Annotated in this window: 25 protein-coding genes; 13 read left to right on the forward strand and 12 right to left on the reverse strand. The window is 75.4% G+C overall.

Features of this window, described 5'->3' with window-relative positions; translation table 11 throughout:
• Positions 1-190 precede the first annotated feature (190 nt).
• A complete protein-coding gene (locus tag MCM47_RS34445) occupies positions 191-361 on the forward strand; it encodes a hypothetical protein (RefSeq protein ID WP_238950809.1) in 171 nt (56 codons plus the stop codon).
• A 40-nt stretch (positions 362-401) separates the two neighbouring features.
• Here the strand turns inward: MCM47_RS34445 and MCM47_RS43550 are convergent, their stop codons facing one another.
• The 6 genes from MCM47_RS43550 to MCM47_RS42760 form a co-directional block, all read right to left on the reverse strand.
• Positions 402-3359, reverse strand: coding sequence for an AAA family ATPase (locus tag MCM47_RS43550; RefSeq protein ID WP_238950811.1), 2958 nt, complete (start codon positions 3357-3359; stop codon positions 402-404).
• Between the two features lie 348 nt (positions 3360-3707).
• Positions 3708-4190 (reverse strand): recombinase family protein, encoded by a 483-nt coding sequence (locus tag MCM47_RS34455; RefSeq protein ID WP_238950813.1) that lies wholly within the window; start codon positions 4188-4190, stop codon positions 3708-3710.
• Between the two features lie 194 nt (positions 4191-4384).
• Positions 4385-4513, reverse strand: a complete 129-nt coding sequence (locus MCM47_RS42040; RefSeq protein ID WP_255753196.1) for a hypothetical protein — start codon at positions 4511-4513, stop codon at positions 4385-4387.
• A gap of 112 nt (positions 4514-4625) precedes the next feature.
• Positions 4626-4835: a hypothetical protein gene (locus MCM47_RS34460; RefSeq protein ID WP_238950815.1), complete on the reverse strand. Its 210-nt coding sequence runs from the start codon at positions 4833-4835 to the stop codon at positions 4626-4628.
• 247 nt (positions 4836-5082) lie between these two features.
• Positions 5083-5943, reverse strand: coding sequence for a hypothetical protein (locus MCM47_RS34465; RefSeq protein WP_238950818.1), 861 nt, complete (start codon positions 5941-5943; stop codon positions 5083-5085).
• A gap of 413 nt (positions 5944-6356) precedes the next feature.
• Positions 6357-7355 (reverse strand): winged helix-turn-helix domain-containing protein, encoded by a 999-nt coding sequence (locus MCM47_RS42760; protein WP_308222573.1) that lies wholly within the window; start codon positions 7353-7355, stop codon positions 6357-6359.
• Between the two features lie 429 nt (positions 7356-7784).
• Between MCM47_RS42760 and MCM47_RS34475 the strand changes: the two genes are divergently transcribed.
• The 3 genes from MCM47_RS34475 to MCM47_RS34485 all read left to right on the forward strand — a co-directional run bounded on the left by MCM47_RS34475 (position 7785) and on the right by MCM47_RS34485 (position 12750).
• Positions 7785-9857, forward strand: coding sequence for a SpoIIE family protein phosphatase (locus MCM47_RS34475; RefSeq protein WP_238950820.1), 2073 nt, complete (start codon positions 7785-7787; stop codon positions 9855-9857).
• A 508-nt stretch (positions 9858-10365) separates the two neighbouring features.
• On the forward strand, positions 10366-10986 hold the full coding sequence (locus tag MCM47_RS34480) for a hypothetical protein (protein ID WP_238950823.1): 621 nt from the start codon (positions 10366-10368) through the stop codon (positions 10984-10986).
• A gap of 117 nt (positions 10987-11103) precedes the next feature.
• Positions 11104-12750, forward strand: a complete 1647-nt coding sequence (locus tag MCM47_RS34485) for an IS1182 family transposase (protein ID WP_238862937.1) — start codon at positions 11104-11106, stop codon at positions 12748-12750.
• 118 nt (positions 12751-12868) lie between these two features.
• On the opposite strand, the gene MCM47_RS34490 is transcribed toward MCM47_RS34485, so the two are convergent.
• Both MCM47_RS34490 and MCM47_RS34495 read right to left on the reverse strand, forming a co-directional pair.
• A complete protein-coding gene (locus MCM47_RS34490; protein ID WP_238950825.1) occupies positions 12869-13654 on the reverse strand; it encodes a hypothetical protein in 786 nt (261 codons plus the stop codon).
• A 190-nt stretch (positions 13655-13844) separates the two neighbouring features.
• Entirely contained in the window at positions 13845-14270 is a 426-nt protein-coding gene (locus tag MCM47_RS34495) for an ArsI/CadI family heavy metal resistance metalloenzyme (RefSeq protein ID WP_238950827.1), read from the reverse strand.
• Positions 14271-14359: 89 nt separating this feature from the next.
• Here MCM47_RS34495 and MCM47_RS34500 point away from each other — a divergent pair, with 89 nt between their 5' ends.
• From MCM47_RS34500 to MCM47_RS34515, 4 genes are read left to right on the forward strand one after another with little or no spacing between them, the layout of a single operon-like run.
• Positions 14360-14752: a helix-turn-helix transcriptional regulator gene (locus MCM47_RS34500; RefSeq protein ID WP_238950829.1), complete on the forward strand. Its 393-nt coding sequence runs from the start codon at positions 14360-14362 to the stop codon at positions 14750-14752.
• Positions 14749-15498, forward strand: a complete 750-nt coding sequence (locus MCM47_RS34505) for an MIP/aquaporin family protein (protein WP_238950831.1) — start codon at positions 14749-14751, stop codon at positions 15496-15498. Before MCM47_RS34500 ends, MCM47_RS34505 begins: the two co-directional genes overlap by 4 nt.
• 33 nt (positions 15499-15531) lie before the next feature.
• On the forward strand, positions 15532-15951 hold the full coding sequence (locus MCM47_RS34510; RefSeq protein WP_238950833.1) for an arsenate reductase ArsC: 420 nt from the start codon (positions 15532-15534) through the stop codon (positions 15949-15951).
• Entirely contained in the window at positions 15948-16451 is a 504-nt protein-coding gene (locus tag MCM47_RS34515; protein WP_238950835.1) for a GNAT family N-acetyltransferase, read from the forward strand. The genes MCM47_RS34510 and MCM47_RS34515 overlap by 4 nt, the downstream gene beginning before the upstream one ends.
• 171 nt (positions 16452-16622) lie before the next feature.
• On the opposite strand, the gene MCM47_RS34520 is transcribed toward MCM47_RS34515, so the two are convergent.
• A complete protein-coding gene (locus MCM47_RS34520) occupies positions 16623-17453 on the reverse strand; it encodes an SDR family NAD(P)-dependent oxidoreductase (RefSeq protein ID WP_238950839.1) in 831 nt (276 codons plus the stop codon).
• A 589-nt stretch (positions 17454-18042) separates the two neighbouring features.
• Here MCM47_RS34520 and MCM47_RS34525 point away from each other — a divergent pair.
• The 5 genes from MCM47_RS34525 (at position 18043) to MCM47_RS34545 (ending at position 22757) form a co-directional block, all read left to right on the forward strand.
• Positions 18043-19737 (forward strand): ATP-binding protein, encoded by a 1695-nt coding sequence (locus MCM47_RS34525; RefSeq protein ID WP_238950841.1) that lies wholly within the window; start codon positions 18043-18045, stop codon positions 19735-19737.
• Positions 19734-20141: a roadblock/LC7 domain-containing protein gene (locus MCM47_RS34530; RefSeq protein WP_238950843.1), complete on the forward strand. Its 408-nt coding sequence runs from the start codon at positions 19734-19736 to the stop codon at positions 20139-20141. The genes MCM47_RS34525 and MCM47_RS34530 overlap by 4 nt, the downstream gene beginning before the upstream one ends.
• Positions 20138-20497, forward strand: a complete 360-nt coding sequence (locus MCM47_RS34535; RefSeq protein WP_238950846.1) for a DUF742 domain-containing protein — start codon at positions 20138-20140, stop codon at positions 20495-20497. Before MCM47_RS34530 ends, MCM47_RS34535 begins: the two co-directional genes overlap by 4 nt.
• Positions 20478-21092 carry an ATP/GTP-binding protein gene (locus tag MCM47_RS34540; protein ID WP_238950848.1) on the forward strand — a complete coding sequence of 205 codons (615 nt, stop codon included), beginning with the start codon at positions 20478-20480 and terminating at the stop codon, positions 21090-21092. Before MCM47_RS34535 ends, MCM47_RS34540 begins: the two co-directional genes overlap by 20 nt.
• A gap of 87 nt (positions 21093-21179) precedes the next feature.
• The gene (locus MCM47_RS34545; RefSeq protein WP_238950850.1) at positions 21180-22757 is read left to right on the forward strand and encodes a cytochrome P450; all 1578 of its coding nucleotides are present in this window, start codon (positions 21180-21182) and stop codon (positions 22755-22757) included.
• A 253-nt stretch (positions 22758-23010) separates the two neighbouring features.
• Here MCM47_RS34545 and MCM47_RS34550 read toward each other — a convergent pair whose 3' ends face one another.
• The 3 genes from MCM47_RS34550 to MCM47_RS34560 form a co-directional block, all read right to left on the reverse strand.
• Complete coding sequence (locus MCM47_RS34550; protein ID WP_238950853.1) at positions 23011-23994, reverse strand: aldo/keto reductase; 984 nt, start codon at positions 23992-23994, stop codon at positions 23011-23013.
• Positions 23995-24104: 110 nt separating this feature from the next.
• Positions 24105-25019 (reverse strand): hypothetical protein, encoded by a 915-nt coding sequence (locus MCM47_RS34555; RefSeq protein ID WP_238950855.1) that lies wholly within the window; start codon positions 25017-25019, stop codon positions 24105-24107.
• 110 nt (positions 25020-25129) lie between these two features.
• Positions 25130-26054: N-acetylglucosamine-6-phosphate deacetylase (locus MCM47_RS34560; RefSeq protein ID WP_238950857.1), on the reverse strand; the 925-nt coding region annotated here is incomplete at its 5' end.

The raw sequence follows: 26054 nt of genomic DNA on the forward strand, positions 1-26054 counted from the left end.
TGCAGGTGCGCAGATGCGCAGATGCGCAGGCGGTCGGCGAGGGGGTCCGGGCGGTACCGGGATCGGACGGTACCCAGGATTAGGGGCGGGAGATGGGTAGCGGTACGCATTGATCCCCTGTCGGCCGGGCCGGTTTGCTGGACTCCCACCCCCCGCGAAGCCGCCGACCACCAACCCCCCGGAGGCCGACATGACCCGCCGCGAGCGTTTCCGGCTCTACGCCCAGGAGCACTTCACCGCCCTCGACGACCCCGGGCTGGTCCATCCGGCCCGCCGCAACAGTGGCGTGCGACGGACCCGCCTCGCGCGGCTGGCCCGCCTCTCCCGGCTGGCCGAGCGCGCGACGTACCACCACCGCTGACCGGACCGCGTCCGGCCGAGGGCGCGGGCGGGCGTCCCCCTCAGCCGTCCGGACCGGTGCGGGCGGCGGTGTCGCCGCCGTCGGCGGCCGCCAGCGCCTCGCGCAACTCGGAGCGGCCCACGCCGAGCTTGCGCAGCACGCTCGCCACGTGGTGCTCCACCGTGCGGGGCGAGAGGAAGAGCGCTCGGGCGATGTCCTGGTTGGCCGCGCCCTGGGCGGCCAGCGCGGCGACCTGGTGCTCCCGCGGGGAGAGCCTCTCCCCGTAGCCGCGCCGCCCCGGGGAGGCCGCCCGGCCGAGGCCCAGGTCGCGGCGCAGGCGCTGGCAGCGGGCCGCGTCCGAGGCCGCGCCGAGGGCCAGGTAGGACTGCTCGGCGGCAGCGATCCGCTCCCCGGCCGCGCTGCGCTCGCGCCCCGCCAGGGCCGTGCCGGCCCGCTCCTCGGCCCGGGCCGCCTCGTAGGGCCGGCCGATCTCCTGCCACAGGTCGCGGGAGCGGGTGAACTCCTCGGCTGCGCCGCCCCTTCCTGCCTGGCTCCGCCGGGCCCCGTCGTGGTCTCCGGCCCGGTCGGCGTCCGCCAGGAGCAGGCCGCGCGCGAAGGCGAGCGCCGCGACCGCGGCGGGGGCGTCACGGCCCTCCAGGCCGACCTCGGCCTGCCCGACCAGCTCCACGGCCGCCGGGCGGTCGCCCTCGGCGAGGAACACCTCGACCGCGACCGGCAGCAGCTCGGCGGCGCGCGGCCAGGCCCCGACCCGGCGCAGCGCCGAGAGCGCCGGGCTGAGCGTGGCCGCCGCCTGCGCGCTGTCGCCCTCGGCGAGCTGCAGCGCGGCCGGCCCGGCCGCGGCCCGCATCGCCGCGGTGACTTGGGACTCCCGCTCGCCGTACGGCCCCGCCTCGGCGAACCGTTGCCGCGCCACCGCGAGCCGGCCCCGGGCGACCGCCAGCCGGCCCAGCAGGAGGGCCTGCTCGGCACTGGCCATCGCGAGGTCCGGGAACTCGGCACCCAGCGCGGCGACCCGCTCCTCCAGGCCCTCCCAGCGCCCGGCCAGTCCGTCCAGCCGGGCGAGGGCGATCCGGCTGTAGCACTCCAGGTACGGGATGGCCGCCTGGCGGGCCAGCCGCCGGCTCTCCTCCAGCAGGCGGGCGGCACGGCGGTCGTGGCCCAGTTCGACGGCGATCTCGCCGACGTTGAACAGCGCCCGGGTGGTCTGGCGGACGATCTCGGCCTGATCCGAGCGGCGCGGCAGCTCGTCCAGCAGCGCCCACACCGCCGGGTCGCCCTCCCTGGCCAGGAAGGTCAGCCGGGTGGCCCGCAGCGCCGCCGCCACCTCCTCGTCGGGGTCCGCGGCCAGCGTCCGCTCGGCCCGCTCCAACCACTCCCGGGCGCGCTCGCCCGCGCCCTCCCGCTCGTTCATGGCGAGCGCGACCATCGCCCGCGCCGCGCGCGCCGGACGCTCCTCCAGGTCCGCCAGCGACTCCTCGATCCCGGCGAAGCCGGCCCGGTCGCCGCCGTGGATGGCCGTCAGGATGCCGAGGGTGAGCCGGATCTCGCCACGGTCGGCAACGGGCAGCCGCGGGTCGGCGATGATCGCGGTCAGCGTCGCGGCGCTCGCCGCGGAATCGACGCCGTTGGCGGCGATCCGGGCCAGCGCGAGCGCGGCGCGGCCGCGGCGGCTGGGTTCCAGGTCGGGCTCGTCGAGCAACCGGTGCAGCAGCGCGCCGGCGCTGCCGCTGTCCCCGAGCGCCACCGCCTGGTCGGCGGCGGCCTCGGCCACCTCCTGCCAGGCCGCCCGGTCGCCCAGCGCCAGGGTGTGGTGGGCGATCTGCACCAGCGGCCGCGGCTCGCGTGCGCCCAGCGCCTCGACGGCCCTCCGGTGCAGCGCGGTGCGCTGCGGCCCGGGCAGCCGGCGGTACGCGACCTGCTGCGCCAGGACGTGCCGGAAGCCGTAGCGGGCCATCGGGTTCTCGTGGAGCACGGCCGCCCGCAGGGCCTCGGTGAGCCCGTCGGCGGTGGCCTGCCGGTCGAGCCCGGAGACGGCGGCGAGCAACTCCTCCCCGGCCGGCACGCCGAGCACGGCCGCGGCGGCGGTGACCGTCGAGGCGTCGGCGGACAGGCCTGCGAGGCGTTCGGTGACCGCGTCGCGCAGACCGCGCGGGACCTCCGAGTGCTCAAGGTCGGCGGCGAGGTCCGCGGCGTCGGTCAGGCCGCTGCCGCCGCGCTGCTCGCAGAGGGTGATCAGGTCCTCCTCGGCGACCAGCGGCAGGCCCTCGCTGCGGTCGAAGAGCACCCGGGTGAGCGCCGGGGTGGCGCGCGGGCCCAGCGCCGCGCGGGCCAGGTCGTGGACCTCGGCCTCGGCCAGCGGGTTGAGCCGGATCAGCGCGCCCCCCACGCCGGCGGGGCGCCGGTAGGCGGCGCCGAGGGCGGGGGTATCCGGCGGCAGGTCCTCGGCCCGGTAGGTGAGCACCAGTGCCAGCCCCGGCGGCATGTCGCGGGCGAGCAGCAGGAGCAGCTCGCGGGTGGCGTCGTCCACCCAGTGCAGGTCCTCGATCACGAGCACCACCTCGCCGAGCACGCCCAGCAGGGCGCGGACCGCCTGGACGAGCAGGTGCCGGCCGGGCGGTCCGTCACCGGCGCTCGCCGGGTGGGGCGGGAGCCGGTCGGCGAGGTCGGGCAGCAGCGGCCGCAGCGCGCCGGCGCTCGCCGGGATGCGGTCGGGCGGCGGCAGGAGCGGACCGACGGCCCGCAGCGCGTCCACCACCGGGCCGAAGGCCAGCGGCTCGCGCAGGGGGTGGCAGAAGCCGGTGAGCACCCGGCGGCCAGCGGCGGTGGCGCCGGCCGCGGCCTCGGCGACCAGGCGGGACTTGCCGAGTCCGGCCTCGCCCTCGACCAGGACCACGGCGGGCGGGCGGAGCATGGCCTCGGTCAGGCGGGCCAGTTCCGGCCGGCGCCCGACGAAGTCGAATCCCGCGCCGGGCGCCCCCGGCTCGAGCGGTCGGTTCACGGGCGCCCCTCCTGTCCGTGCGAACGGCGCTCGCCTAGGAGGGGTGCGGAGGGCATGGGGCCATCATGCCGTGCGGGCGTTCGGTCGTGCCCCCCGGGGTACCCGGTTCCCGCTGCGGGCGGCGGAGCCGCGCCGTGTACGGGCGGGGCCGTTCGACCGGCCGCCCGGCGGCACCGAGCGGCGTGCGCGTCGCCCGGGCGGCGGCAGTGCCCGAGCGGGCGGTCGAGGCGGTCGCGGCGGTCCCGGCCCGGGTGGTGCGGGACCGGCGGCGGGTGCACGGGCGCCGGTGCGGCGCCCGCGGGGCGGGGGCGCTCGCAGCGCCCGTGGCGCGGCGCGTCCCGGGTGCGGTCACGCGGTGCGGGCGTCGACCGGCAGCGGGCGGGGCGCGGGTCGCCCGAGCGGGCGGGGCTCGGGAGCGGCCGCGCCCGCCGGAGCACCCGGGAGCCGCCCGGATGCGCCGCACGGGGCCGGCGGGCGGGCGCGGGCGGCCCGGCCGGGGAGTTCGAGCACCGTACAGCCCAGCGCCTCCAGCCGGCGGACGGCCGCGCGGGCGGCCCGGTCGTCGAGCGAGAACACGAACGGTCCCGGCACCAGGACCACGTCCACCCAGCCGTGCTCGGCCTGGCGCAGCAGCCGCTCGAAGGCGGGCAACCGGGCGCCCGAGCGCATCCCGTTGTCCACGTAGGAGCTCGGCTCCGGCAACCCGCGTTGGAGGGCGAGCCGCTCCAGGGCCGCGTGCTGGCACTCCAGCCCCGCGGTGTCGCTGGGGTAGCAGCGGAGGTACAGCGCGGTCCGGGACGGCCGACCCTGCCGGGAGAGGTGGTCGATCATGCCGTTCACCTGCGTTTCCGAACGGAGAGTGGGGGCGGGCGGGGGGGAACCCGTCCACTCCAGCAGGCCCTGCGGAACAGTGGGGGATCAATAGGGGTGGTCACCCAATCCTGGCGTCCGCGTCCCGCCGGGAGCCGCCGGGCCGGGGCCGTCGCCCGACCCCCGGTGTCCGGCGCGGCGGCGGGCAGCTCGTGTCACGGACGGTCGCGGCCCTCGCGCGCGACGGCCACCGGCGCGAAGCTGGGGTCATGATCGACACCGGTGGTCCGGAAGCGCGCGGCCCAGGTGGTGCGGCCGTCGAGCCGTGCTCCGGAGCTCAGCACCGCGCCTCCACGGGGATTCGAGTCCGGGCCCTGCGGGAGCGGGTGCACGGACGTGCGGGCGCCCCGGCCGCGCGGTGCGGCCGGGGCGCCCGGTGGCGGCGGCGGTCAGCCGTCAGCCGTTGGAGCGGGAGAACGCCTCCAGCCAGCTGAGCTTCGGGCCGAAGAGGCCCACCGACGCGGCACCGGTCGACAGACCGGACGCCGACGACGGCTGGGGAGCCCCGCCGCCGTACGCCATGGCCGCCGTCGGGACGGCGATCGTGGCCACCGCCGCCAGGACCGCGGTCGCGGCGAACTTGCAGAGCGTTCCGCGAACGGACATCTCATGACCTCCAGGTCATCGCTGCTCGTCGAATCTGCCCGGGTGGGCAGGCCGGGCCCGGAGCGGGCCGCGGAGGCGCCCCGGCGAGGGGCGCGCGAGCCACGTTTGCACACGAACACAGCCGGTTCGAGCTCCCGGCAACCGGTGCCGTGCGAACGGGTGACAGAGATCCCCCGCCCGGACGAGTGGGGCGGGCCGACCGGGTTACGGGCCGCCGGGCGCAGCTCCTCCGGAACGGGAGACCCGGTCAGGAGCCGGATTCCGCCGTAGGACTGACGGCGGGTTGCTCGGCGTCGCCGAAGCGGGCCAGCGCCAGCGCCCCGGCGATCGCCGCAGCGAAGCCGAGGACGGCCAGCGGGACGGCGCCGTGCCGGGTGTGGTCCCCGAGCACGGCGACACCGACCACCGCCGGCCCGAGGGTCTCACCCAGCACCATCGCCGCGGTCGCGGCCGTCACCGAGCCGCACTGCATCGCCCAGGTGAGCGCCGCGAAGCCGCCGAGGCCGGCGACGGCCACCGCGTACGCGGACGGTTCGGTCCACAGCTCGGCCGGGCTCAGGGCCGGCAGCACCCGCACGGCCACCCCGACGACACCGAACTGCAGACCGGCCACCAGCCCCAGCAGCGGCGCGGCCCGGCGGCCGCCGAACCGGCCCGCGGCCCAGCCGGCCGCCAGCAGCAGCACCGCGACGACGAGGGTGCCCAGCCGGAGCCCCTCGCTCCCGTGACCCTCGCCGTCGCGCCCGGCGGTCACGGCCAGCAGGCAGAGCCCGGCGGAGACCGCGGCGACGCCCGCCCACTCCGTGCGGCGGAGCCGGATGTGCAGCACCCGCGAGGCGCCGACGGCCGTCACCGCGAGGGCGGACGCCAGCGCGGCCTCGACCACGTAGAGCGGCAGTCGCTCCAGCGCGTACAGCTCGGCGCCGAAGCCGGCCATGTCCATCCCGACGCCGACGGCGAAGGGCCACTGGCGCAGCGTTCCGGCGAGGGCCGCCGCTTCTCCGGGTCGGTGGCCGACGGCGGCCCGGCGCGCGCCGAGTGCCTGCAGCACGGTGGCCGATCCGGTCAGGAGGGCGGCGAGCAGCGCCGCGAGCAGGCCGGTGGACATGGCCCCGACCGTACGTCCCCGGGCGACCTCACCGCGCCCGGACACGCTGACGGCGGCGCGGGCCGGGGCCGAGCGCGGTGTTCTGCGCGACGGCCCGACCCCCGCAGCACCCCGTGCTGCTGTTGGTGATCTTCCCCGCGGTGGCACTGCCCTCGTGGAGGGTCTGGACGAGGGCACCGAATGCGGCCGGGCCGGTCCCGCTCCCGTCCGCCCGTCCGCCCGTCCGTCGGCCCGTCCGTCCGCCCGCCCCAGGGCGGCCCGGGCCGCGCAGGACCACCACGTGGTGCCGGAGGGCGCGAAGAGCCCGTGGGACGGGCTCCGGCGCGTCCTGCCACCCGCTTCCTCGTCCTAGGCCCGGGGCCCCGTCGCGAGGGCCCACACCCACGGCCGTCCGAGCCGCCACCGACCGGGGTTCAGGCCGGGGGCGGCGGGGGCGGGTTGTCGAGGAGGAGGTCGTGGCCGACGTCGGTGAGGGTGTGGCGGACCTGCTTGCCCTCGCGGCGGGTGGCGATCAGGCCGGCCGTACGCAGGGCTGCGGCATGGGCGGAGGCGGAGGGCGGGGTGACGCCGAGCCGCCGGGCGAGCTCGGTGGTGGAGCAGGCGCCGCCGGCGATGGCGCGCAGGACGCGGGCCCGGGCGGGGCCGAGCACGGCGGCGAGGCCGTCGGCGGCCGGTGCCCGGGCCGCAGGCTCGGCGGTCGGGACGGCGATCGGGTGCAGCAGCAGGCTCTGGCGGTCCGGCTCGGCCAGCAGGCTGATGCTCCGCTGGACGAAGTAGTTGGGCCGCAGTTCCAGCCCCCGGCCGCCGAGTTCGAAGGAGCCCTCCAGTTCGCCGAGGGTGCACTCCAGCACTCCCTCGTCCCGCCAGACGGCGTTCCGGTGGAGCGAGCCGAGCATGGCGCCGATCCCGGAGCGGGCGGCGGTGCGGGCCCGGGCGGCGATGTCGGCCTCCAGGGCGCGGCGGATGTCGGGCCAGTCCGGGGCGAGGCAGGACCGGAACAGCGCCCAGGCACCGTCGCCGACCTCACGCAGGCCCCGGCTGCCGTCCTCGCGCAACCGGGCCAGGGCGGCCGGGACGTCCGGGCCGCTGCCGAACATCGCGACGCCCTCCTCCACGGCCTGCTGCGGGACGGAGAGGAGCGCGTCCAGCTCGTCGGTCAACTGCCGGCGGACGGCGTCGAGGTCCGCCACCATGAAGTCGGGGACGCCGACCGGGCTCGCGTTGACCACCTCGAGGAAGCGCACGGCCCGGTGGGGCACGTGGCGACGGACGTCCCGCCACCAGCGCTCGCTGCGCGAGCCGCTTCCCTGGTGGACGCCCAACCGGGCCGAGGCCGCCATCAGGTGGTCCAACGGGGATATGACGAACCGGGTCCTCGCGAGGTCCGCGACCCCGAACCTCAGCTCGATCACGGACCTTCCTCCGGTTCGCTGCGGCGTTCCGACCTGCCGCGCTGTTGACTATTAGGCCCAGAGGCTAATGCATGGCCGTCCGGCCGCCCCCGTCGGCATGCTCTCTCTCGTCGGCGCGACCGAGGCCGGCTCCGGCCCCCACCACGAGGGGAGTGGGGGTCGGAGCACCATCCGCGCCGGGCGTTCGTGGGACCGGACGCCCGGCGTCAGCCGGCGGACCGCGCCCCGCCGGTGCCCGACCGGCTTGCGCTGGAGCGCCTCCTTCGACGGTGGCGCGCTGGAGCCCGAAATGTCGCCGGCCGGACATGGATCGGGAATCATGTTGGCCATGACCGAGCGCGAGGCCGTCGGGTGCTGCTCCGTGCCGGGCCGCCGGCGGGGCAACCGGTCGTGCCGCCGAGAGGCGGGTACGAGGGAGTGGTCCGGCCGATGAGCCCGGCGGAGGATTCGGTCGGGGAGCTGACCCTGGAGGCTCTGCTCAGCCAGTCGCCACTGGGGCTGCACATCTTCGACGCCGACCTGCGGCTGGTGCGCCTCAATCCGGCGACGGCGGCCATGCGGGGCCGCGATGCCCGGGAGCTGGTCGGTCACCCGCTCCGGGACGTGTTCCCGCTGGAGGACCCGGACGCGGTGGAGGCCCTGGCGCGCTCGGTGCTCGCGGACGGGCGGCCCGTGCTGGAACGGCGCGTCCGGGCGTTCACCGACCCGCCCCCGGCACCGGCCCGCACGTACTCGGTGTCGTTCTTCCGGCTGCGGTCGCAGGCGGGGACGGTCCACGGGCTGGCCGCGGCCGTGGTGGACGTGACGGAACTGGCGGCCGCCGAGGCCGGCTCGCAGGTTCTGGGCGCCGTCCGGACACGGGTCGGTGGCTCGCTGGAGACGGTCGACATCTGCCGGGAGCTGGCCGACGTCCTTGCGGGTGGCATGGCCGATGCGGTGGTCGTGGAGGTCGTCGACGCGCTGATGACCGGCGACGATCCCCCGCTCTTCCCGACGCCGGACCTCGTGGCCCTGCACGGCACGGCGGTGAGGCTCCGCGGCACCGGCCCCGCAACCGGGCCGCTCGGATCCTCGCACGTGCCGGACGCGGCGTCACCCTTCGGCCTGGCGCTGATGCAGGGCAGGCCGGTCACGGTCAGGCCGGCAGGCGGCGAGGCGTGGCTGCCCGCCACCGCCGATCACGCCGCGGCCCTGGGCGGGGCGACGCCCGTCGCCGTGCTGGTCGCGCCCTTCGTCCTGCGGGGCGCATCCCTGGGCCTGGTGACCATGTACCGGCGGGAGGGTTCCCCCGCGTTCACCGACGACGACGGGGCACTGGCCGCGACGGTCGCGGACTACGTCGCCCTGTGCCTGGACAACTCCCGCCGCTACACCCGCGAGCACGCCGTCGCCGCCACGGTGCAGCGCAGGTTCCTGCCGCGGGCACCGCAGTCCGCGGCCGGCCTGGAGATCGCGCAGGGGTACCTGCCGACCCATCGGGCCAGCGGCGGCTGGTACGACGTCATCCCCCTGCCGGGTTCCCGCACCGCGCTCGTCATCGGCGAGGTCGACGGCCAGGGGATCCACACCGCCGCGACGATGGGCCAGCTGCGCACCGCGCTGCGCTGCCTCGCCTCGCTCGACCTCGAACCCGACGAGCTGCTGGCCCGTCTGGACGAGACCACGCGGCAACTGGCCGCGGAACGGCGCGCGCTGCCCGCGGCCGACCCGCTACGGGAACATCCGCTGACGGCGAGCTGCCTGTGCGCGGTCTACGACCCGGCTTCCGGCACCCTCGCCGCGGCCCGCGCCGGCAGCCCCGGCCTGGTCCTCGTCTCCCCCGACGGTGCCCTCGCCGACGTGGACCTCCCGGACGGACCCACGCTGGGAACCTCCGAAACGGCTCCCTTCGCCGCGATGCGGATGCCCGTCCCCCACGGCACGGTGCTGGCGCTCACCACACCGGCCCTGTACACCGCCCTGGGATCCCGGGGGCTGCACGCCGGCCTCGTCCCCCCGGGGCGCGCACTGCGCGAGCAGTGCGACCGGCTCCTGCTCTCGTCGGGCCACGCCGGCCGGGCGGGAGCGGTGATCCTGCTCCTGGGCCGGGCCGCCGGACTGGACCGCGACGCCACGGCGGACTGGGTCCTGGACGCCGACGAGCGGGCCCCCGCCCGGGCCCGGTCGCTCGTACGGGCCCAGCTGGGGCACTGGGGAGTGCGCGAAGAGGCCGTGTACGCCACCGAGCTGGTGGTGAGCGAGCTGGTGACCAACGTGGTCCGCTACGGCGATCCGCCGTGCCGCCTGCGCCTGATCAACGCCGACCGCCTGAGTGTCGAGGTCAGCGACGGCGAGGCCTCCAGTCCCCACCTCCGCCACGCCCGGACCACGGACGAGGGCGGCCGCGGGCTGTACATCGTGTCGCAACTCGCGGACCGATGGGGCGTCCGGTTCGCCGCCACGGGAAAGACGGTGTGGGTGGAACAGGTCGTCGCCGAGGACCGGTCCTGGGAGCAGCAGTAGAGCGGTGACCCGGTTCCGGTTCACCTGTACCTGCACCTGCACCTGCGCCTGCACCTGCAATCCATGCCGCATATCTATACGAAACATGGCAAACTGGGCATAAGTGATAGTGCTCTACAGAGGAAGATCACCCATGCCACATGGAGCCCACCCCCACGCTCCTCCCGTCCGCGCGGACATCGACCGGGCCCGCGGCTGCGAAGAATGTCGCAGCTGGGGCACCGTGATCACGCCCGAGGGCCGCCACGAGCTGTGCCCCCGGTGTCAGCAGCGTGATTGAACCCGCGACCTCCGATCCCCGGCCGGCGACCGCAGCACGCCTTCGACGCATTCGGCCCGTGGCCGACCCACCCGCCACCCCCGGCCAGGGAGCCCCTGTCCAGGCTCCCTGCCGGAAGCGGATCGCACCTCGTTCGCCCCCCGCCGTCGAGGCCCACGGCCTCCGGCCCCTCCGAACCCGAGGAGAGGCGGGGAGCGATGTCGGTGCACGCCCCTACGCTGTGCGGCCATGGGACTCTCCGTTTCCGTCGGCTTCCTCCACGACCAGATCCGCAACGACCCCGAGGGGTACGAGTACCACCGCGACGCCTTCGCCCGCCTCGGCCGGGCGCTCGAGGCAGAGGGCATCGCCTGGCGCGAGCCCGAGGTCACCGACCCGCCGCCCGCCGCCGCCTTCTCCGGAGGCTTCCCCTACGGCTACCTCACCCAGCTGCGCCGGATCCTGGTGCTCACCATCCTCGGCGAGGCCGTGAGGCCCGCGGCGGCGGTCGGCGGCGACGAGTTCCTACGCGACTGCGAGAAGATCGACGACGAGACCTCGATGCTCTCCTCCCACCTGCTCTGCCACGCCGACAACGCCGGCTACTACGTACCCGTCGACTTCGTGGACCCGCTCTTCCTGCCCGCGCAGGCGCAGGTCGCGGGCGCCGGGATGGTGGGCTCCAGCCAACGGCTGCTCGCCGAGCTCGCGTCCATCGCACCGTCGATCGGCATCGATCCCGAAGCGGCCGCCGAACCCTGCGAGGACCCCGCCGGCACACCGTTCGAGAGCGAGCGCTTCGCCTGGCGCCAGCTCCACCAGGCCTGCGTCGCGAGCATCGCCGAGGGCCACGCCGTCGTCTTCCACTGACACCGCCCCCGACCGCAGGAGCGGACGCTGTTGGTTAATCCGGGGGCTGCGTGACGTCGGCCTGTCCGACCCCGTTGGGGTTGGGCAGGCCGACGTTGCGTTTTGGGAGGGACTGGGGTGTCGCTGCGAGGGGTGGGGCTGGGCGAGGTGCCGGAGGAGACCGCTCGGCTGGCGCGGGCGGTGTTCCCGAAGGGGTGCCTGGCGATGCGGCTGCGGGACGACCTCCAGGTGGTGATCGCGGACGCGGACTTCGCGGGGCTGTACGCGGTCCGGGGCCGCCCTGCGGTATCGCCGGCCCGGCTGGCGGTGGTGTCCGTGTTGCAGTTCACCGAGGGGCTGACGGACCGGCAGGCCGCCCATGCGGTGCGCTCGCGCCTGGACTGGAAGTACGCGCTGGGGCTGGAACTGGCGGACACCGGGTTCGACTTCTCGGTCCTGAGCGAGTTCCGTGCCCGGCTGGCCGCGTCGGACACGGGTCAGCGGGTGTTCGACGCGCTGCTGGACGCGGCCCAGCGGGCTGGGCTGCTCAAGAGCGGAGGGCGTCAGCGCACCGACTCCACGCATGTCCTCGCGGTCACCCGGGACCTGAGCCGGCTGGAGTTCGTGGTCGAGACGCTGCGGACGGCGTTGAACGCCGTCGCGGACACCTGCGGGCAGTGGCTGGCGGAGGTTGCCCGGCCTGAGTGGTTCGACCGCTACTCGGCCCGGCCGGAGGAGACCCGCTTCCCCAGCCGGTGGGCGGCCCGCGCCGCTCACGGGGATCAGGTCGGCGAGGACGGCTTCGCCCTGTGGGAGGCGGTGAGCGGCCCACACGCGCCGCCCGGGCTTCGGGGTCTGCCCGCGCTGGAGGTCATGCGGCAGGTCTGGGTCCAGCAGTTCCAGGTCGTGGACGGGCAGGTGCGGTGGCGGGAGATGAAGAACGTCCCGCCGGGTCTGCTCCGGCTGCGGACCCCGCACGAGACGGATGCCCGCACCGGGGCCAAGAACGACACCGCCTGGAGCGGCTACAAGGCCCACCTGACCGAGACCTGCGAGCCCGGCACGCCGCACCTGGTCACCAACGTCGTCACGACGCCAGCGCCGGTGCCCGATCTCTCGGTCACCGAGCGAATCCACACCTTGCTGGCCGACCGCGGCCTGCTGCCGGATGTGCACCTGGCGGACGCCGGCTACGTCGATGCCGAACAGGTCCACCTGGCCTGGCGCGACCACCGCGTCGAGCTCGTGGGCCCGCTCGCCCGGGACACCAACCGGCAGACGACGCAGTCGGCGGGCTTCGACAACAGCCGCTTCACCGTTGACTGGGACAACAGGCACGTCGCCTGCCCGAACGGCCGGACCAGCACGACCTGGCGGGAGACCACCAGCCACCGGGGCACGCCCGTGGTCCGGGCGAAGTTCGCGGCCCGCGACTGCACCGCCTGCCCGGCCCGTCAGGACTGCACCAGCTCACCCAACGGCCGCTACATCACCCTGCGGCCACGCGCGGAGCACGAGATCCTCCAGCGGCTGAGGCCGCAGCAGGACACCCCGCAGTGGCGTAAGCGCTACAACGTTCGCGCCGGCGTCGAGGGCACCATCGCCCAGGCCGTCAACGCCCTCGACATGCGCCGATCCCGCTATCGCGGACTCGCCAAGACCCACCTGCAGAACCTGTTCACCGGGGCGGCGATCAACCTCATCCGCATCGACGCCTGGCTCACTGGCCAGCCCCTGGCCCCCACCCGCATCACGTCGTTCGCAGCACTCCGCCCCGCTGGATGACCAGCGGGGCGGAGCAATTAACCAACAGCGTCCGCAGGAGCGGCGGGGGGCGGGTCCGGGCCGCCCTGAACAGACGGTGCCGGCATCGCCCGCCTGCGCCGGCCACGCCGGACCGGGCTCAGCACACCCGGAGGTCGGTCACGGGCTGGTTGGCCACCTCGTAGCGGCACAGGCGGTCGTTGACCCACAGGGCGACGTCGATCTGCTCGCCGGGTCTGGCCAGCTCGGCGGCGAGCCGGTCGGAGAAGGCGTCGAGCTCCTCGGGGCCGACGTGGTGGCCGGTGAACCGGGCCGTGTGCCGGACGGGCAGTTCGTCGGCGCGGTGGGCGATGTCCCACAGGATCCCGGAGGCCTCGGCGAGAGCGGGGATGAGGCCGGCGGTCCGAGCGGGGTCGGCCGGGGCCGGGTGCAGGTTCGGGGTGAGGGCGGCTGGGAGCGTGGATGCGGTGGGGGCCTCGGCTGCCCACCAGAGATCCAGCTCGACGGCCGGGAGGGGTCCGGGGCCGAGGGCCGACCGGATGTCGGCCCAGTAGCTGGTCAGACAGTCGGCGTCGACGTAGAAGGCGCTCTCCACCAGCCCGCTGCGGCGCAGCCGGGCGATGATCTCCCGGCACTGGGCGCGGAGCACCGCGAACGTGTCCTCGGGGTACGGAGCGGTCTTGGAGGGGGAGAGGTGGAGCCAGTGGTCGTAGGCGCCGTGCTCGAAGGTGCGGGAGGGGTCGACGAGGTCGGTCGGATCGGTGGAGACGGTGACCCACATCCTGCTGTGGCCGTCGACCGAGACGATCCTGCCCCAGATGCCTGACCCGTTGCGGGAGCCGAGGCCGAACTGCTCGGCCAGCTCCTCGGCAGACGGCGCCCGGCCCTGGGGCCAGCGCAGGTACAGGCCGGCGTCCACGGACATGGGGCTGCTCCCTTCGGGGTGACGGACGGGACCGGGGCTCGGATCGTACGGGTGGGAATCGTCTGCCCACCAGCGCATTTCGCCGCTCCGGCGGTCCGTGATGATCCGGAGGTGAGACATCCGCCGGATCAGGCGCGTTTCCGCGTAGCGCCCGAGATCCGGCGGGTCAGGGGGTGCTCGGCGCCGGGGTTCAGCAGGCGGCGGTGCCGCAGCAGGCCTCCGGCGCGGCGTCGCGGCTGCCGAGGGTCTCGGCGTCCGCCTTGACGACGTACACCTCCCACGGTTCCTTGCCCGGGCCGGTCACCCACACCTTGTCCTGGACGGCGTAGCAGCAGGAGGTGTCGTTCTCCTCCCTGGTGGCCAGACCCGCGTCCTTCAGCCGAGCGGCGGCCGCGGTGACCTGCTCGGTGGACCCGACCTCGACGCCGAGGTGGTCCAGGCGGGTGTCCTCACCGGCCTCGCCCTCGATCAGGACCAGCTTGAGCGGGGGCTCGGTGATGGCGAAGTTGGCGTAGCCGGGGCGGCGCTTGGCCGGCTCGGTGGCGAAGAGCTCGGAGTAGAAGGCGATGGAGCCTTCGAGGTCGGCGACGCGCAGGGCGAGCTGAACGCGGGACATGGTGATCTCCCAGGGTCCGGGGTCTTGTTTCGACATCTGTCGATACAGCGAGCTTGCCTCGTGGCTTAGATGGCTGTCAACATAGACGCATGTCGAATCTCGAACTGCCGGTCCTCGGCCAGGACGACGCGGTGGCGTGCTGCTCGCCGATGGTCCGCGAGCCGCTGGGTGAAGAGGCCGCCGCCGACCTGGCGAAGATGTTCAAGGCCCTGTCGGACCCGGTCCGGCTGCGGCTGCTGTCGCTCATCGCCTCCCACGAGGGCGGCGAAGCCTGCGTCTGCGACCTGACCGGCCCCTTCGACGTCTCCCAGCCGACCATCTCCCACCACCTGAAGGTGCTGCGCGAGGCCGGGCTGGTCGGCTCCGAGCGGCGCGGTACCTGGGTCTACTACTGGGTCCTGCCCGCCGCCCTGGCCAAGCTGTCCTCCCTGCTCCAGACCCCTGCCCGCACCGACGCCGCCCCGACGGGGGCCGCGAGATGACCGGGACGACCCCGCTCGTACGCCGCGCGGCGGTCGAGTTCGTCGGCACCGGCGCCCTGGTCGCCGTCGTGGTCGGCTCCGGCATCCAGGCCACCGGGCTCACCCAGGACGTCGGCGTGCGGTTGCTCGCCAACTCGCTGGCCACCGTCTTCGGCCTCGGCGTGCTGATCGCCCTGCTCGGCCCGGTCTCCGGCGCGCACTTCAACCCCGCGGTCACCCTGGCCGCCTGGTGGACCGGCCGCCGCGGCGGCGACGGCCCGACGGGGCGTGAGGTCGCCGCCTACCTCCCGGCCCAGACCGCCGGGGCGATCGGCGGCGCGGTGCTCGCGGACGCGATGTTCGCGGAGCCGCTGGTGCGCTGGTCCACCCACGACCGCTCGGCCCCGCACCTGTGGCTCGGCGAGGTCGTCGCCACCGCCGGCCTGGTCCTGCTGGTCTTCGGCCTGGGCCGCGCCGGCCGTGCGCACTTCGCGCCCGTCGCCGTCGCCTCCTACATCGGCGCCGCGTACTGGTTCACCTCCAGCACGTCGTTCGCCAACCCGGCCGTGACGATCGGGCGCACCTTCACGGACACCTTCGCCGGCATCGCGCCCGCCTCGGTGCTGCCGTTCGTCGCCGCCCAGCTCGCCGGCCTGGTCGCCGGCGTCGCCCTGGTCGCCGTGCTGTTCGGCCGCCCCGCCGCGGTCGCCGACGAGGACGTCGTGGTCCCGCCGGTCGAGCACCCCCGCGCCGTCACCGGCCGCTGAACCCCGCCCGCCCCCGCCTCGGAGGAGAACCCCGTGAGCACTCCCGCCGTCCCGTCCGTCCTGTTCGTCTGCGTGCACAACGCCGGCCGCTCCCAGATGGCCGCCGCCTTCCTCGCCCGACTCGGCGCCGGCCGGGTCGAGGTCCGCTCGGCCGGCTCCGCCCCGGCCGACACCGTGAACCCGGCCGTGGTCGAGGCGCTGGCCGAGGTCGGGATCGACATCTCCGCCGAGGTGCCCAAGGTGCTCACGGCCGAGACGGTGCAGGCGTCCGACGTGGTGATCACGATGGGCTGTGGCGACGCCTGCCCGTACTTCCCCGGCAAGCGGTACCTGGACTGGAAGCTGGAGGACCCGGCCGGCCAGGGCGTCGACGCCGTCCGCCCGATCCGCGACGAGATCGAGCAGCGCGTCCGCGCTCTGCTCGCCGACCTCGGTGTCGAGGCCGTCGCATGACGGCCGCCGGAGTGACCGTCACCGGGATGCTCCCCGAACACGCCGAGCAGGTCCGGGCGATCCACCAGGCCGGGATCGACGGCGGCGACGCCACCTTCGAGGAGGCCGCCCCGACCTGGGAGTCGTTCGACGCCTCGCGGCTCGCCGCGCACCGCCTGGTCGCCCTCGACGGCGGCGGGCGGGTGCTGGGCTGGGCGGCCGTGGTGCCGGTCTCCGACCGGTGCGCGTACGCCGGGGTCGTCGAGCACTCCGTCTACGTCCACCCCGACGCCCGCGGACTGGGCGTCGGCCTCGCACTGCTGGAAGCGCTACTGGCCTCCACCGACGCGGCCGGGATCTGGACCGTGCAGTCCGGGATCTTCCCGGAGAACACCGCCAGCCTCGCGCTGCACGCCAGGGCCGGCTTCCGCACCGTGGGTACCCGTGAACGGCTCGGCCGCCACCGGGGGCGGTGGCGCGACGTCGTCCTCGTCGAGCGCCGCAGCCCGGCCGTCACCTGACCGGCGCACCTGCCACCGGTCGGGTGGGCCCGGTGCCACCGGAGGGAGGCGCCGGTCGTCGCCGCGAGCAGCCCCGGGGCCGCCGGCGCCCTGGTCACGGGCCGGGCGACCGGGTCGAGGGCGTCTCCGGCGGCGAGGTGGACACCGGGGGCGGCCGCCGCGCGGCCGGCATCAGGACGGCGTGCCGTCCAGCAGTGCGCGGGCGGCGGTGAGCTCCGCGGCCGCCGCCTCCGCCGCCGCCTCGACGTACGCGTGGCTGCCGGGCCCGACCGGGATGCGCACCGGCAGCGGGCCCGGGGTCGCGACGATCCGCAGCACCGCCCGGGCGAAGTCCTCGGCGCTGCCGACCGTCGGCCCTTCCGCCATGGCACCGAGGAGGCCGCGCATCGGGCCGGTGAACGCGGCGTAGAGCGGCGACCGGCCGGCGGCGTCGGTGAGCGAGGTGCCGTAGCGGGTGGCGTACCCGCCGGGCTCGAGGGCCGCGACCCGGATCCCGAACGGGGCCGCCTCGGCGGCCAGCGCCTGGGTCATGCCCTCCAGGGCGTACTTGCCGGTGACGTAGGCGGCGAGGCCCGGGAAGGCCATCCGGCCGGCCAGGGAGGAGACGTTGAGGATGTCGCCGGCGCCCTGCGCGCGCATCAGCGGCAGGGCCAGCCGGGCCAGCCGCCACGGGCCGACCACCAGGGTCTCCAGCTGGTCCCGCAGTTCGTCGTCGGCCACCTCCTCCACCGTGCCGAACACGCCGTTGCCCGCGTTGTTGACCAGGACGTCGAGCCCGCCGACCCGGTCCGCCGCCGCGGCCACGGCGGCCTCGCACTGCGCGGGATCGCGGACGTCCAGGGCGAGCGGCAGGACGCGGTCGGGGTGGGCGCGGGTGAGGCCGTCCAGGGTCTCGCTCCGGCGCGCCGTGGCCACCACGACGTCCCCCGCGGCGGCGGCCGCGGCGGCCAGGGCCCTCCCGAGCCCGGACGAGCAGCCCGTCACCAGCCAACGCCGTGCCATCCGGTGTCCCCCGCTCCGTATCGAATCCGTCGGCGGCCACCGTCCCAGAGCCGGCGCCCGCCGCCCAGGGTTCTGACAGACCATCACCCGGCGCATTGATGCGCGTGCGGGGCGCGCCCACTCTGCGCGCGCCCGCCGATCGGGTGACCCTCGGTGGGGCGAATCACGCCACGTCCCGCGGCGAACGGGGATTCGAGGCCCCGTCCACCCGTCCGACTCGGCGGTGTCCGACCCGCCTCGGCGAGCCCGGGACACGGCCCGCCGCGGCGTTCGACCGCCCCGTCGACCCGGCGCGCGCGGGGCACGCGCCGGGGGTGCTCCATACCATCAACTGCCGCTTCCCGGAAGAGTCTTCCGGTACATACCCCTCGCATGGGCGAACTGGGCGCAGGCACGGGCACGGCGAGCCCGGGGCGCGGTAGGACTGGTGCCGGCACCACCCCGGCAGACCGGGCAGGCGCCCCGAACGGAGTCCCGGGACATGGCCGAAAGCCATCCGCCGACCCACTGGGGGACGCCGACCCGGAGCCCGGACCATCCGACCCTTGTCCTTCCACCTCCCATTCCTACGAGTCGCTTGAGGATGCTGATGCTTGGTGCTGGATCGTCACCCAGAGGCCGGCGCGCCACTCCCGTCCTGGTGTGGCTCCTGCCCACGGTCGTGACGGCGGCGGTCGCCGTCGCCGCCGCATCGGCGGCCTCCGCCGGCGCCCGCGCCGGAGTCGCCTGGTGCGGAGCGGTCGGGACCACGGCGGTGGCCGTGGTCGCCGCCGAGACGGTCCGCCGGGGGCGCGCCCTGGAGGCGCTGCGCGAACAGAGCTCCCGGCAGGAGATAGAGCTGCGCCGCCGGCTGGCCGAGCAGGAGGCCGAGACGGTGCGGCTCGCCACGAGCGCCCTGCCCGAGGCGGTGGCCCGGCTCCAGCGCGGCGAGTTCAGCACGGACGTGCTGAAGGCGTACGAGTCCCACAACCCCGTCGTCGGCGCCGACTTCCAGGCCGCGCGGCACGCCGTGCTGCGCACCGTCCTGGAAGCGGTCGACAACGAGGAGGGCATGCGCGAGGCCGCCCAGCGGGCGTTCGTCAACATCGCCCGCCGGGTGCAGGCGATCGTCCACCGCCAGGCCCACGAGCTGCGCGAGATGGAGCACCTGCACGGCAACGACCCGGCCGTCTTCGGCGACCTGCTGCGGCTGGACCACGGCAACGCGCTGATCGGCCGCCTCGCGGACAGCATCGCCGTCCTCGGCGGCGCCCGCCCCGGCCGCCAGTGGAGCCGGTCGGTGCCGCTCTACAGCGTGCTGCGCGGCGGCATGTCCCGGATCCTGGACTACCAGCGGGTCGAGCTGCACCCGGTCTCCGACGTCGCCGTGGTCGGCCCGGCCGTCGAGCCGCTGATCCACGCCGTCGCCGAGCTGCTGGACAACGCCACCCGGTACTCGCCGCCGCACACCAGCGTGCACCTGACGGCGGCCGAGGTGCAGACCGGGATCGCGATCGAGATCGAGGACGGCGGCCTCAGCCTGAGCGAGGAGGGCCGGGCGCGGGCGGAGCGGATGCTCCGCGAGGCGCAGGCCGGCATCGACCTCAACGACCTCGGCGAGACGCCCCGGCTCGGCCTGGCCGTGGTGGGCCGGCTCGCCCAGGCGTACGGGTTCCAGGTGTCGCTGCGGCACTCCGCCTACGGCGGGGTCCGCGCGGTGCTGATCGTGCCGCAGGAGCTGATCACCACCGCCCCGGCGACCGGGCGGGCCCACGGCATCGGCGTCACCTCGACCTCGCGGCCGGACCCGTCCACCGCCCCGTCCGCGGCCGGCTTCGACCGGTCCCCGTGGGGCGCCCGCAAGGTCTCGCCGTCCCGAACCGGCTCGTCGGCGGGGCGATCCACGCCCGGCCCGTTCCGGTCCTCCGCCGCGGCGCCGTCCACGGCCGGTGACGACCTCCCGGTGGTGACCGAGCGCACCGCGAACGGCCTGCCGCAGCGCCGACGGCACGGCGCCCCCGTCCGCAGACCCGTTCCCGGGACGGGCCGCCCCGGGGCCCGGGCGGTACCCGAGCCGGCCCCGGAACCCGTCCAGCCCGGACTGTGGCTGGCGGCGTTCCACGAGGGGGTGAACGGCACCGCACCGTCGGCGGCGGACGGCCCGACCGTGAACGGTCACGGCTCCCGGGCCACCGGTGCGCAGGGCACCACCACTCAGGGCACCGGCGCCCAGGGGCACGACGCCGGCGGCCACGGCACTGGCGCCCACAGCAGCGAAGAGTCGGCAGGGAAGGGCGAGCAGTGATTCAGCAGCGGACCAACATGGACTGGATGCTCAAGGACCTGGCGGAGGGCGTCCCGAACGTCCGGAACGTCATCGTCCTGTCCGCCGACGGCCTGCGGATGGCCCAGTACGGCACCGAGCCCGACACGGCGGACCGCCTCGCCGCCGCCTGCGCCGGCCTGCAGAGCCTGGCGGCCGCGGTCGGGCACGAGTTCCCGCACGGCGACGGCCGGATGCGGCTGGTCGTGATCGAGATGGGCGGCGGCTTCTTCTACCTGATGGCCGCCGGCGCCCGGGCGTTCCTCGCGGTGCTCGCCGACGAGGGCGTCGACGCCGGCCTGATGGGCCAGCGGATGCGCGACCTGGTCGCCCGGATCGGCGAGCACCTCAGCACGCCTCCCCGCAGCAGCGGGCAGGTCGCATGAGCGAGGCCGACCGGGACTGGGACGACGGCGCTCCCGAACGTCTCTACGTCATCACCCGCGGGCGCAGCGGCCCGGCCGAACAGACCTCGTTCGACCTGGTCACCCTGATCGTCGCGCGCGCCGAACCGACGCCCGCGATGCAGCCCGAGCAGGCCGCGATCCTGCGGATCTGCGGTGCACCGCTCTCGGTCGCCGAGATCTCCGCGTACCTGCGGCTGCCGGTGAGCGCGGTCACCGTGCTGCTGACCGATCTCCTCGCCGAGGAACGGATCGAGGCCCGCACCTCCGTCCCCGCGGCGATCCTCCCCGACCGTGCCCTGTTGGAGGCGGTGATGCATGGACTTCAGAGACTCTGACACGCTGGTCGGCCCGGCGAGCGAGGACCTCCTCCCGGACACGGCCACGATGGCGGTCAAGATCGTGGTCGTCGGCGGATTCGGCGTCGGCAAGACGACCCTGGTCGGCTCGGTGAGCGAGATCCGCCCGCTGACCACCGAGGAGACGATGACCCAGGAGGGCGCCGGGGTCGACGACCTCGCCGGCGTCGAGCGCAAGACCTCCACCACGGTCGCGATGGACTTCGGCCGGATCAGCATCAGCGAGGAACTGGTCCTGTACGTGTTCGGCACGCCCGGGCAGGAGCGCTTCTGGTTCCTCTGGAACGGGCTGTTCGAGGGCGCGCTCGGCGCGGTCGTGCTGGTCGACACCCGGCGGCTGGAGGTCAGCTTCGAGGTGATCGGGCGGCTGGAGGACCGCGGCGTGCCGTTCGTCGTCGCGGTCAACGCCTTCCCCGAGTCGCCGGCCCACCCGGTGGACGAGCTGCGGGCCGCCCTGGACCTGACGCCGGAGGTGCCGATCGTCACCTGCGACGCCCGGAGGCGCGAATCCAGCCGGGACGTCCTGCTCACCCTGATGCGCTACCTGTACGACCTCGCGGCCCCGGCGGGGTGACCGGGCGCCCGTCGGGGCGCACTCCCCTCGGGCGCGCCCCGACCCGGCCCGCTCCACCCCCGCTATCGCCCTCACCCCGGAGAGACAGTGACCACCCCCTTCGCAGACGACGACGCCACGCCCGCCTCACCGCCGCCCGGCTGCCCCGCCCACGGGCTGGACACCGCGGGACCGGACACCGCGGGACCGGGCGCGGCCGGCCCGGAACCGACCGGGTCGGCCGGCCTCGGGCTCGACGCCCCGGGCCTGCGGCGGATCTACGGACCGGAAGCCGAGGCCGACCCGGCGGGCCTGTACGAGAAGCTGCGCGCCGAGCACGGCGAGGTGGCCCCGGTGCTGCTGCACGGCGACCTGCCGGCCTGGCTCGTCCTCGGCCACTCCGCCAACCTCACCGCCCTGCGCACCCCCTCCCGCTTCTCCCGGGACTCGCGCCGCTGGACGGCCTTCCAGGAGGGCCGCGTCACCCCCGACTCCCCGCTCATGCCCGTGATCGCCTGGCAGCCGCTCTGCGTCTTCGCCGACGGCGAGGAGCACCGACGGCTGCGCGGCGCCGTCACGGAGAGCCTCAACCGCTTCGACCGGCGCGGAATCCGCCGCTACGTCACCCGCTTCACCGACCAGCTGGTCCGGGACTTCGGGCCGAGCGGCCGGGCGGACCTGGTCAGCCAGTTCGCCGAGCACCTGCCGATGCTGGTGATGACCCAGCTGGTCGGCATGCCGGAGGAGTACGGGCCACGGCTGGTGGACGCCGCCCGGGACCTCATGAAGGGCACCGAGACGGCGATCGCCAGCAACGACTACGTCGTCGCCTCACTGCGCCGGATGATGGAGCGCAAGCGGACCTCGCCCGGCGCCGACCTCGTCTCCTGGCTGATGGAGCACCCGGCCGGGCTCAGCGACGACGAGGTCCTGGAGCACCTGCGGGTGGTGCTGCTGGCCGCGAACGAGACCACCGTGAACCTGATCGCGGACACCCTCAAGATGATCCTCACCGACGAGCGGTTCCGCGCCCACCTGTCCGGCGGCCACATGACCGTACCGGACGCCCTGGACCAGGTCCTCTGGGACTCCGCGCCGATGTCGCTGGTCGCGGGCCGCTGGGCCACCGGCGACACCGAGCTCGGCGGCAAGCAGATCAAGGCCGGCGACATGCTGCTCATCGGCATCGCGGCCGGCAACGTCGACCCGGTCGTCCGGCCGGACCTCTCCAAACCGCTCTACGGGAACCGCTCCCACCTGGCCTTCGGCAGCGGGCCGCACGAGTGCCCCGGGCAGGACATCGGCCGGGCCATCGCCGAGGCCGGCATCGACATCCTGCTCACCCGCCTCCCGGACCTCCAACTGGCCGTCCCGGAGTCGGAGTTGACGTGGACGTCGGCCTGGATCTCGAAGCACCTGGTGGAGCTGCCGGTGAGCTTCAGCCCGCGGTTCCCCAGCGGGGACGACACCCTGCCGCAGCAGGCCGCGGGGGCCGCTCCCGGCGGCGAGGCCGGTGCACCGGCCGCCGTGCCGGCCTCGTCGGCCGCCTCGGCCGCCTTCCCCGCCTCGGCGCCTGCCGCCTCGTCGCCCGGCGCCGCTTCGGCGACGGAACCGGCGGGCCGGGTGGCGCTCCCGCGCCAGCGGCGCAGCTGGTGGAGCCGGCTGACCGCCCCGTTCCGGCGCTGACGGCGGAGGCGGGCGGAGGCGGGCGGAGGCGGGCGGTCGTCCGGGGCCGGACGGTCATCCCTCCGCCCACGGCCCCGGTCCGCCGGCCGGACCACCCGTCACCTCGGTGCGGAGCCCGGGGCCGGCTGCTCCCGGACCCGGGCAGGCACGCGGTCGGTGGTTCGCCCGGAACCCGTGCCGGGCACGGCGTCCGCCCGGTCGGCGGACCTCCGCGGTGCAGCGGTCCGCCGACGGCGTCTCCGCCGGCGCCGGGTCACCAGCGGTCGTGCACCTGGGGGCGGATCCTGCGGTCATAGAGGTCACGGACGGCGGCCAGGGTCTCCTCGGACAGGGGCGGCAACCCGGCGGCGGCCGCATTGGCACGGGCCTGCTCGGGGTTGCGCGCGCCGGGGATGACCGTGGTCACACCGGGCTGCTGGATGATCCAGCGCAGCGCGGTCTGCGCCGGGGTCGCGCCCTCGGGGGCGAAGCCGGCGAACTCGGCCGCGGCCTCGACACCGGTGGCGAAGTCCACACCGGAGAAGGTCTCGCCCTGGTCGAAGGCCTCGCCCTGCCGGTTGTAGGTGCGGTGGTCGTCGGCGGCGAACGTCGTCCGCGCGGTGTACCGGCCGGACAGCAGCCCGGAGGCGAGCGGGACCCGGGCCAGGATCCCCACCCCGGCCGCCGCGGCCGCGGGCAGCACCTGCTCCAGCGGCTTGAGCCGGAACGCGTTCAGGATGATCTGGACACTCGCCACGCCGGGCCGGGCGATCGCGGTGAGCGCCTCCGCGCAGGTCTCGACGCTGACGCCGTACGCGGCGATCCGCTCCTCGGCGACCAGCGTGTCCAGCGCGTCGAACACCTCGTCCGAGGAGTAGACGGGCGTCGGCGGGCAGTGCAGCTGCACCAGGTCCAGCCGCTCCACGCCCAGGTTGGCCCGGGAACGGTCGGCCCAGGCGCGGAAGTTGGCCAGGTGGTAGTGCTCCGGGCGCTGCTCGACGCGGCGGCCGAACTTGGTGGCGACGAAGACCTCCGCGTCCGGCCTGCCTTTCAGGTAGCGGCCGATCAGCTGCTCGCTCCGCCCGTCGCCGTAGACGTCGGCGGTGTCGAAGAGGGTGACGCCGGCCTCGACCGAGGCGTCCAGGACGGCGAGGGCGTCCTCCTCCCGAACATCACCCCAGTCGGCGCCGAGCTGCCAGGTGCCGAGTCCCACGACCGAGACGGGCCGGCCGGTACGGCCGAGTACACGCTGTTCCATGGGGTGACCCTCTCACGGCCGCCGCGCGGGGGCACCGGTCGGCGCGCCCGCGCCGGGGCGCCGACCGGCCGGTGGGGTGTGCTCGGGTGTGGCCGCGGTGTGCGGACGCGTCAGGCGCCGGCGGCGTGCAGGCGCCGCAGGATCGCCATCAGCTCCTCGGGCGGGGCGACCGAGAACGAGCGGGTGGCGTCGTCGATCACGGTCAGCGAGGTCACCACGCCCTGGTGCCACCAGTAGAGGCGGGGCGAGAGCGGGCCGGGGTTGTCCTGGTACGCGCCGAGGCCGAAGGCGGCGAGGTCGTTGACCGCGTCCACGGCGCGGGCGTCCAGCAGCGGGTGGAAGACCAGGTGGTGACGGCTCGGGACGGTGAACAGAGCGCCCTCGGGCGGGAGTTCGCGCCCGGTCAGGGTGCGGGCGAGCTCGTCGAGGACGAGCGCCTTGCTGGCCACGAACATGGACTCGCCGGTCACGATGTGCATCGCCGCGCCGCTCCGGCCCTGGGCGGTGTCGTACTCGACCGGCTCGCGGAGCAGGTTGGCGCGGCCGGCGGCACGCAGCCGCTCCAGCCCCACCTCGGCGACCATCGGGTCGTCGAGCATCCGGACGGCCTCGGGGAGGTCCAGTGCCAGGGCCTCCAGCAGCCCGGCGGCCACCGGGCGGACATAGCTGAACGACGCCGCCGCAGCGGGCGGGAAGGCGTCGTCGGCCACCAGGCGGAGGTAGACCGAGCGGAGAATCTCGTCGGAGCCCTGCGGCGTGGCGTCCACGGCGCCGTCCAGGGCCCGGAAGTGGTGCTCCACCAGGCCGGGCCACGCGCGCGGGTCGGCGCGGCGGCAGAGCTCGGCGAGGTTGTGCAGCGGCCTGCTGCCCTGCGGGGCGCGGAGGGCGTCGCCCTCGACGACGACCTGCGGGAGGCCGGCGTGGTACTGGCGCACCAGGCCGCGCAGGTAGTCGGCCTGGTCGACCGTCAGCGCGGTCAGATGGGGGTCGTACGGAGCCGAGGGCTTGGACCGGAAGAACTTCATGCACCCGACCCTATGCCGGAGGTGCGGGTGCGCTGACCAGCGGGGTCCGTGTGACGGGCGGTGGATTGGGGGACCGGGCCGGGCGGGGCTGCGAGTCCGCCGTCGGTGCGTCAGGCGGTACGCACCCGGGGAAACGCGTCGCCGCCGACGACCCACTCGCCGCGGCGCATCACGGCCACCAGGTCGTAGCCCGCGGAGTCGAGCACGACCAGGTCGGCCTGCTTCCCGGGCTCCAGCGAGCCGACCCGGTCGGCGAGGCCGAGCAGCCGCGCCGGGGTGGCCGAGAGGGCGGCGACCGCCTGCGGGAGGGTGAGCCCGTTGACGGTCAGGGCGCGGCGCAGGACGGTGTCGAGCGTGAGCGTCGAGCCCGCGATGGAGCTGCCGTCGGCGAGCATCGCGACGCCGTCCTTGACCTCGACCTGGAGCGGGCCGAGCGGGTAGAGCCCGTCGCCCATCCCCGCCGCCCCCATCGCGTCCGTGATCAGCGCGACCCGCGCCGCCCCCGCCGTCCCGTACGCCAGGTCGAGCACCGACGGATGCAGGTGCACCCCGTCGTTGATCAGCTCCACCGTGACCCGCTCGTCCTCCAGCAACGCCACGATCGGACCCGGCGCCCGGTGCGCGATCCCCGGCATCGCGTTGAACAGGTGCGTCGCCACCGTCGCCCCCGCCTCCACCGCCTCCAGCGTCCGCCCGTAGTCCGCATCGGTGTGCCCCACCGCCGCCACCACCCCCAGCTCCGCCAGCATCCGCACCGACTCCAGCCCACCCGGCAGCTCCGGCGCCAGCGTCACCATCCGCGCCCGCCCCCGCGCCGCGTCTACCAGCTTGCGCACCAGAGCCGGATCCGGATCCCGCAGCAGATCCGGACGGTGCGCACCGCACCGGTTGTGCGAGATGAACGGCCCCTCGAAGTGGATCCCGGCCAGCACGCCGTCCTCCACCAGCTCCGACAGCACCGCCGCCTGCCGCGCCACCTCGTCGATCTCCCCGGTCACCGTGGAGGCCATCGTCGTCGTCGTCCCGTGCTCCAGG

The organism is Kitasatospora sp. A2-31 (assembly GCF_022288725.1).
GTDB lineage: Bacteria > Actinomycetota > Actinomycetes > Streptomycetales > Streptomycetaceae > Kitasatospora.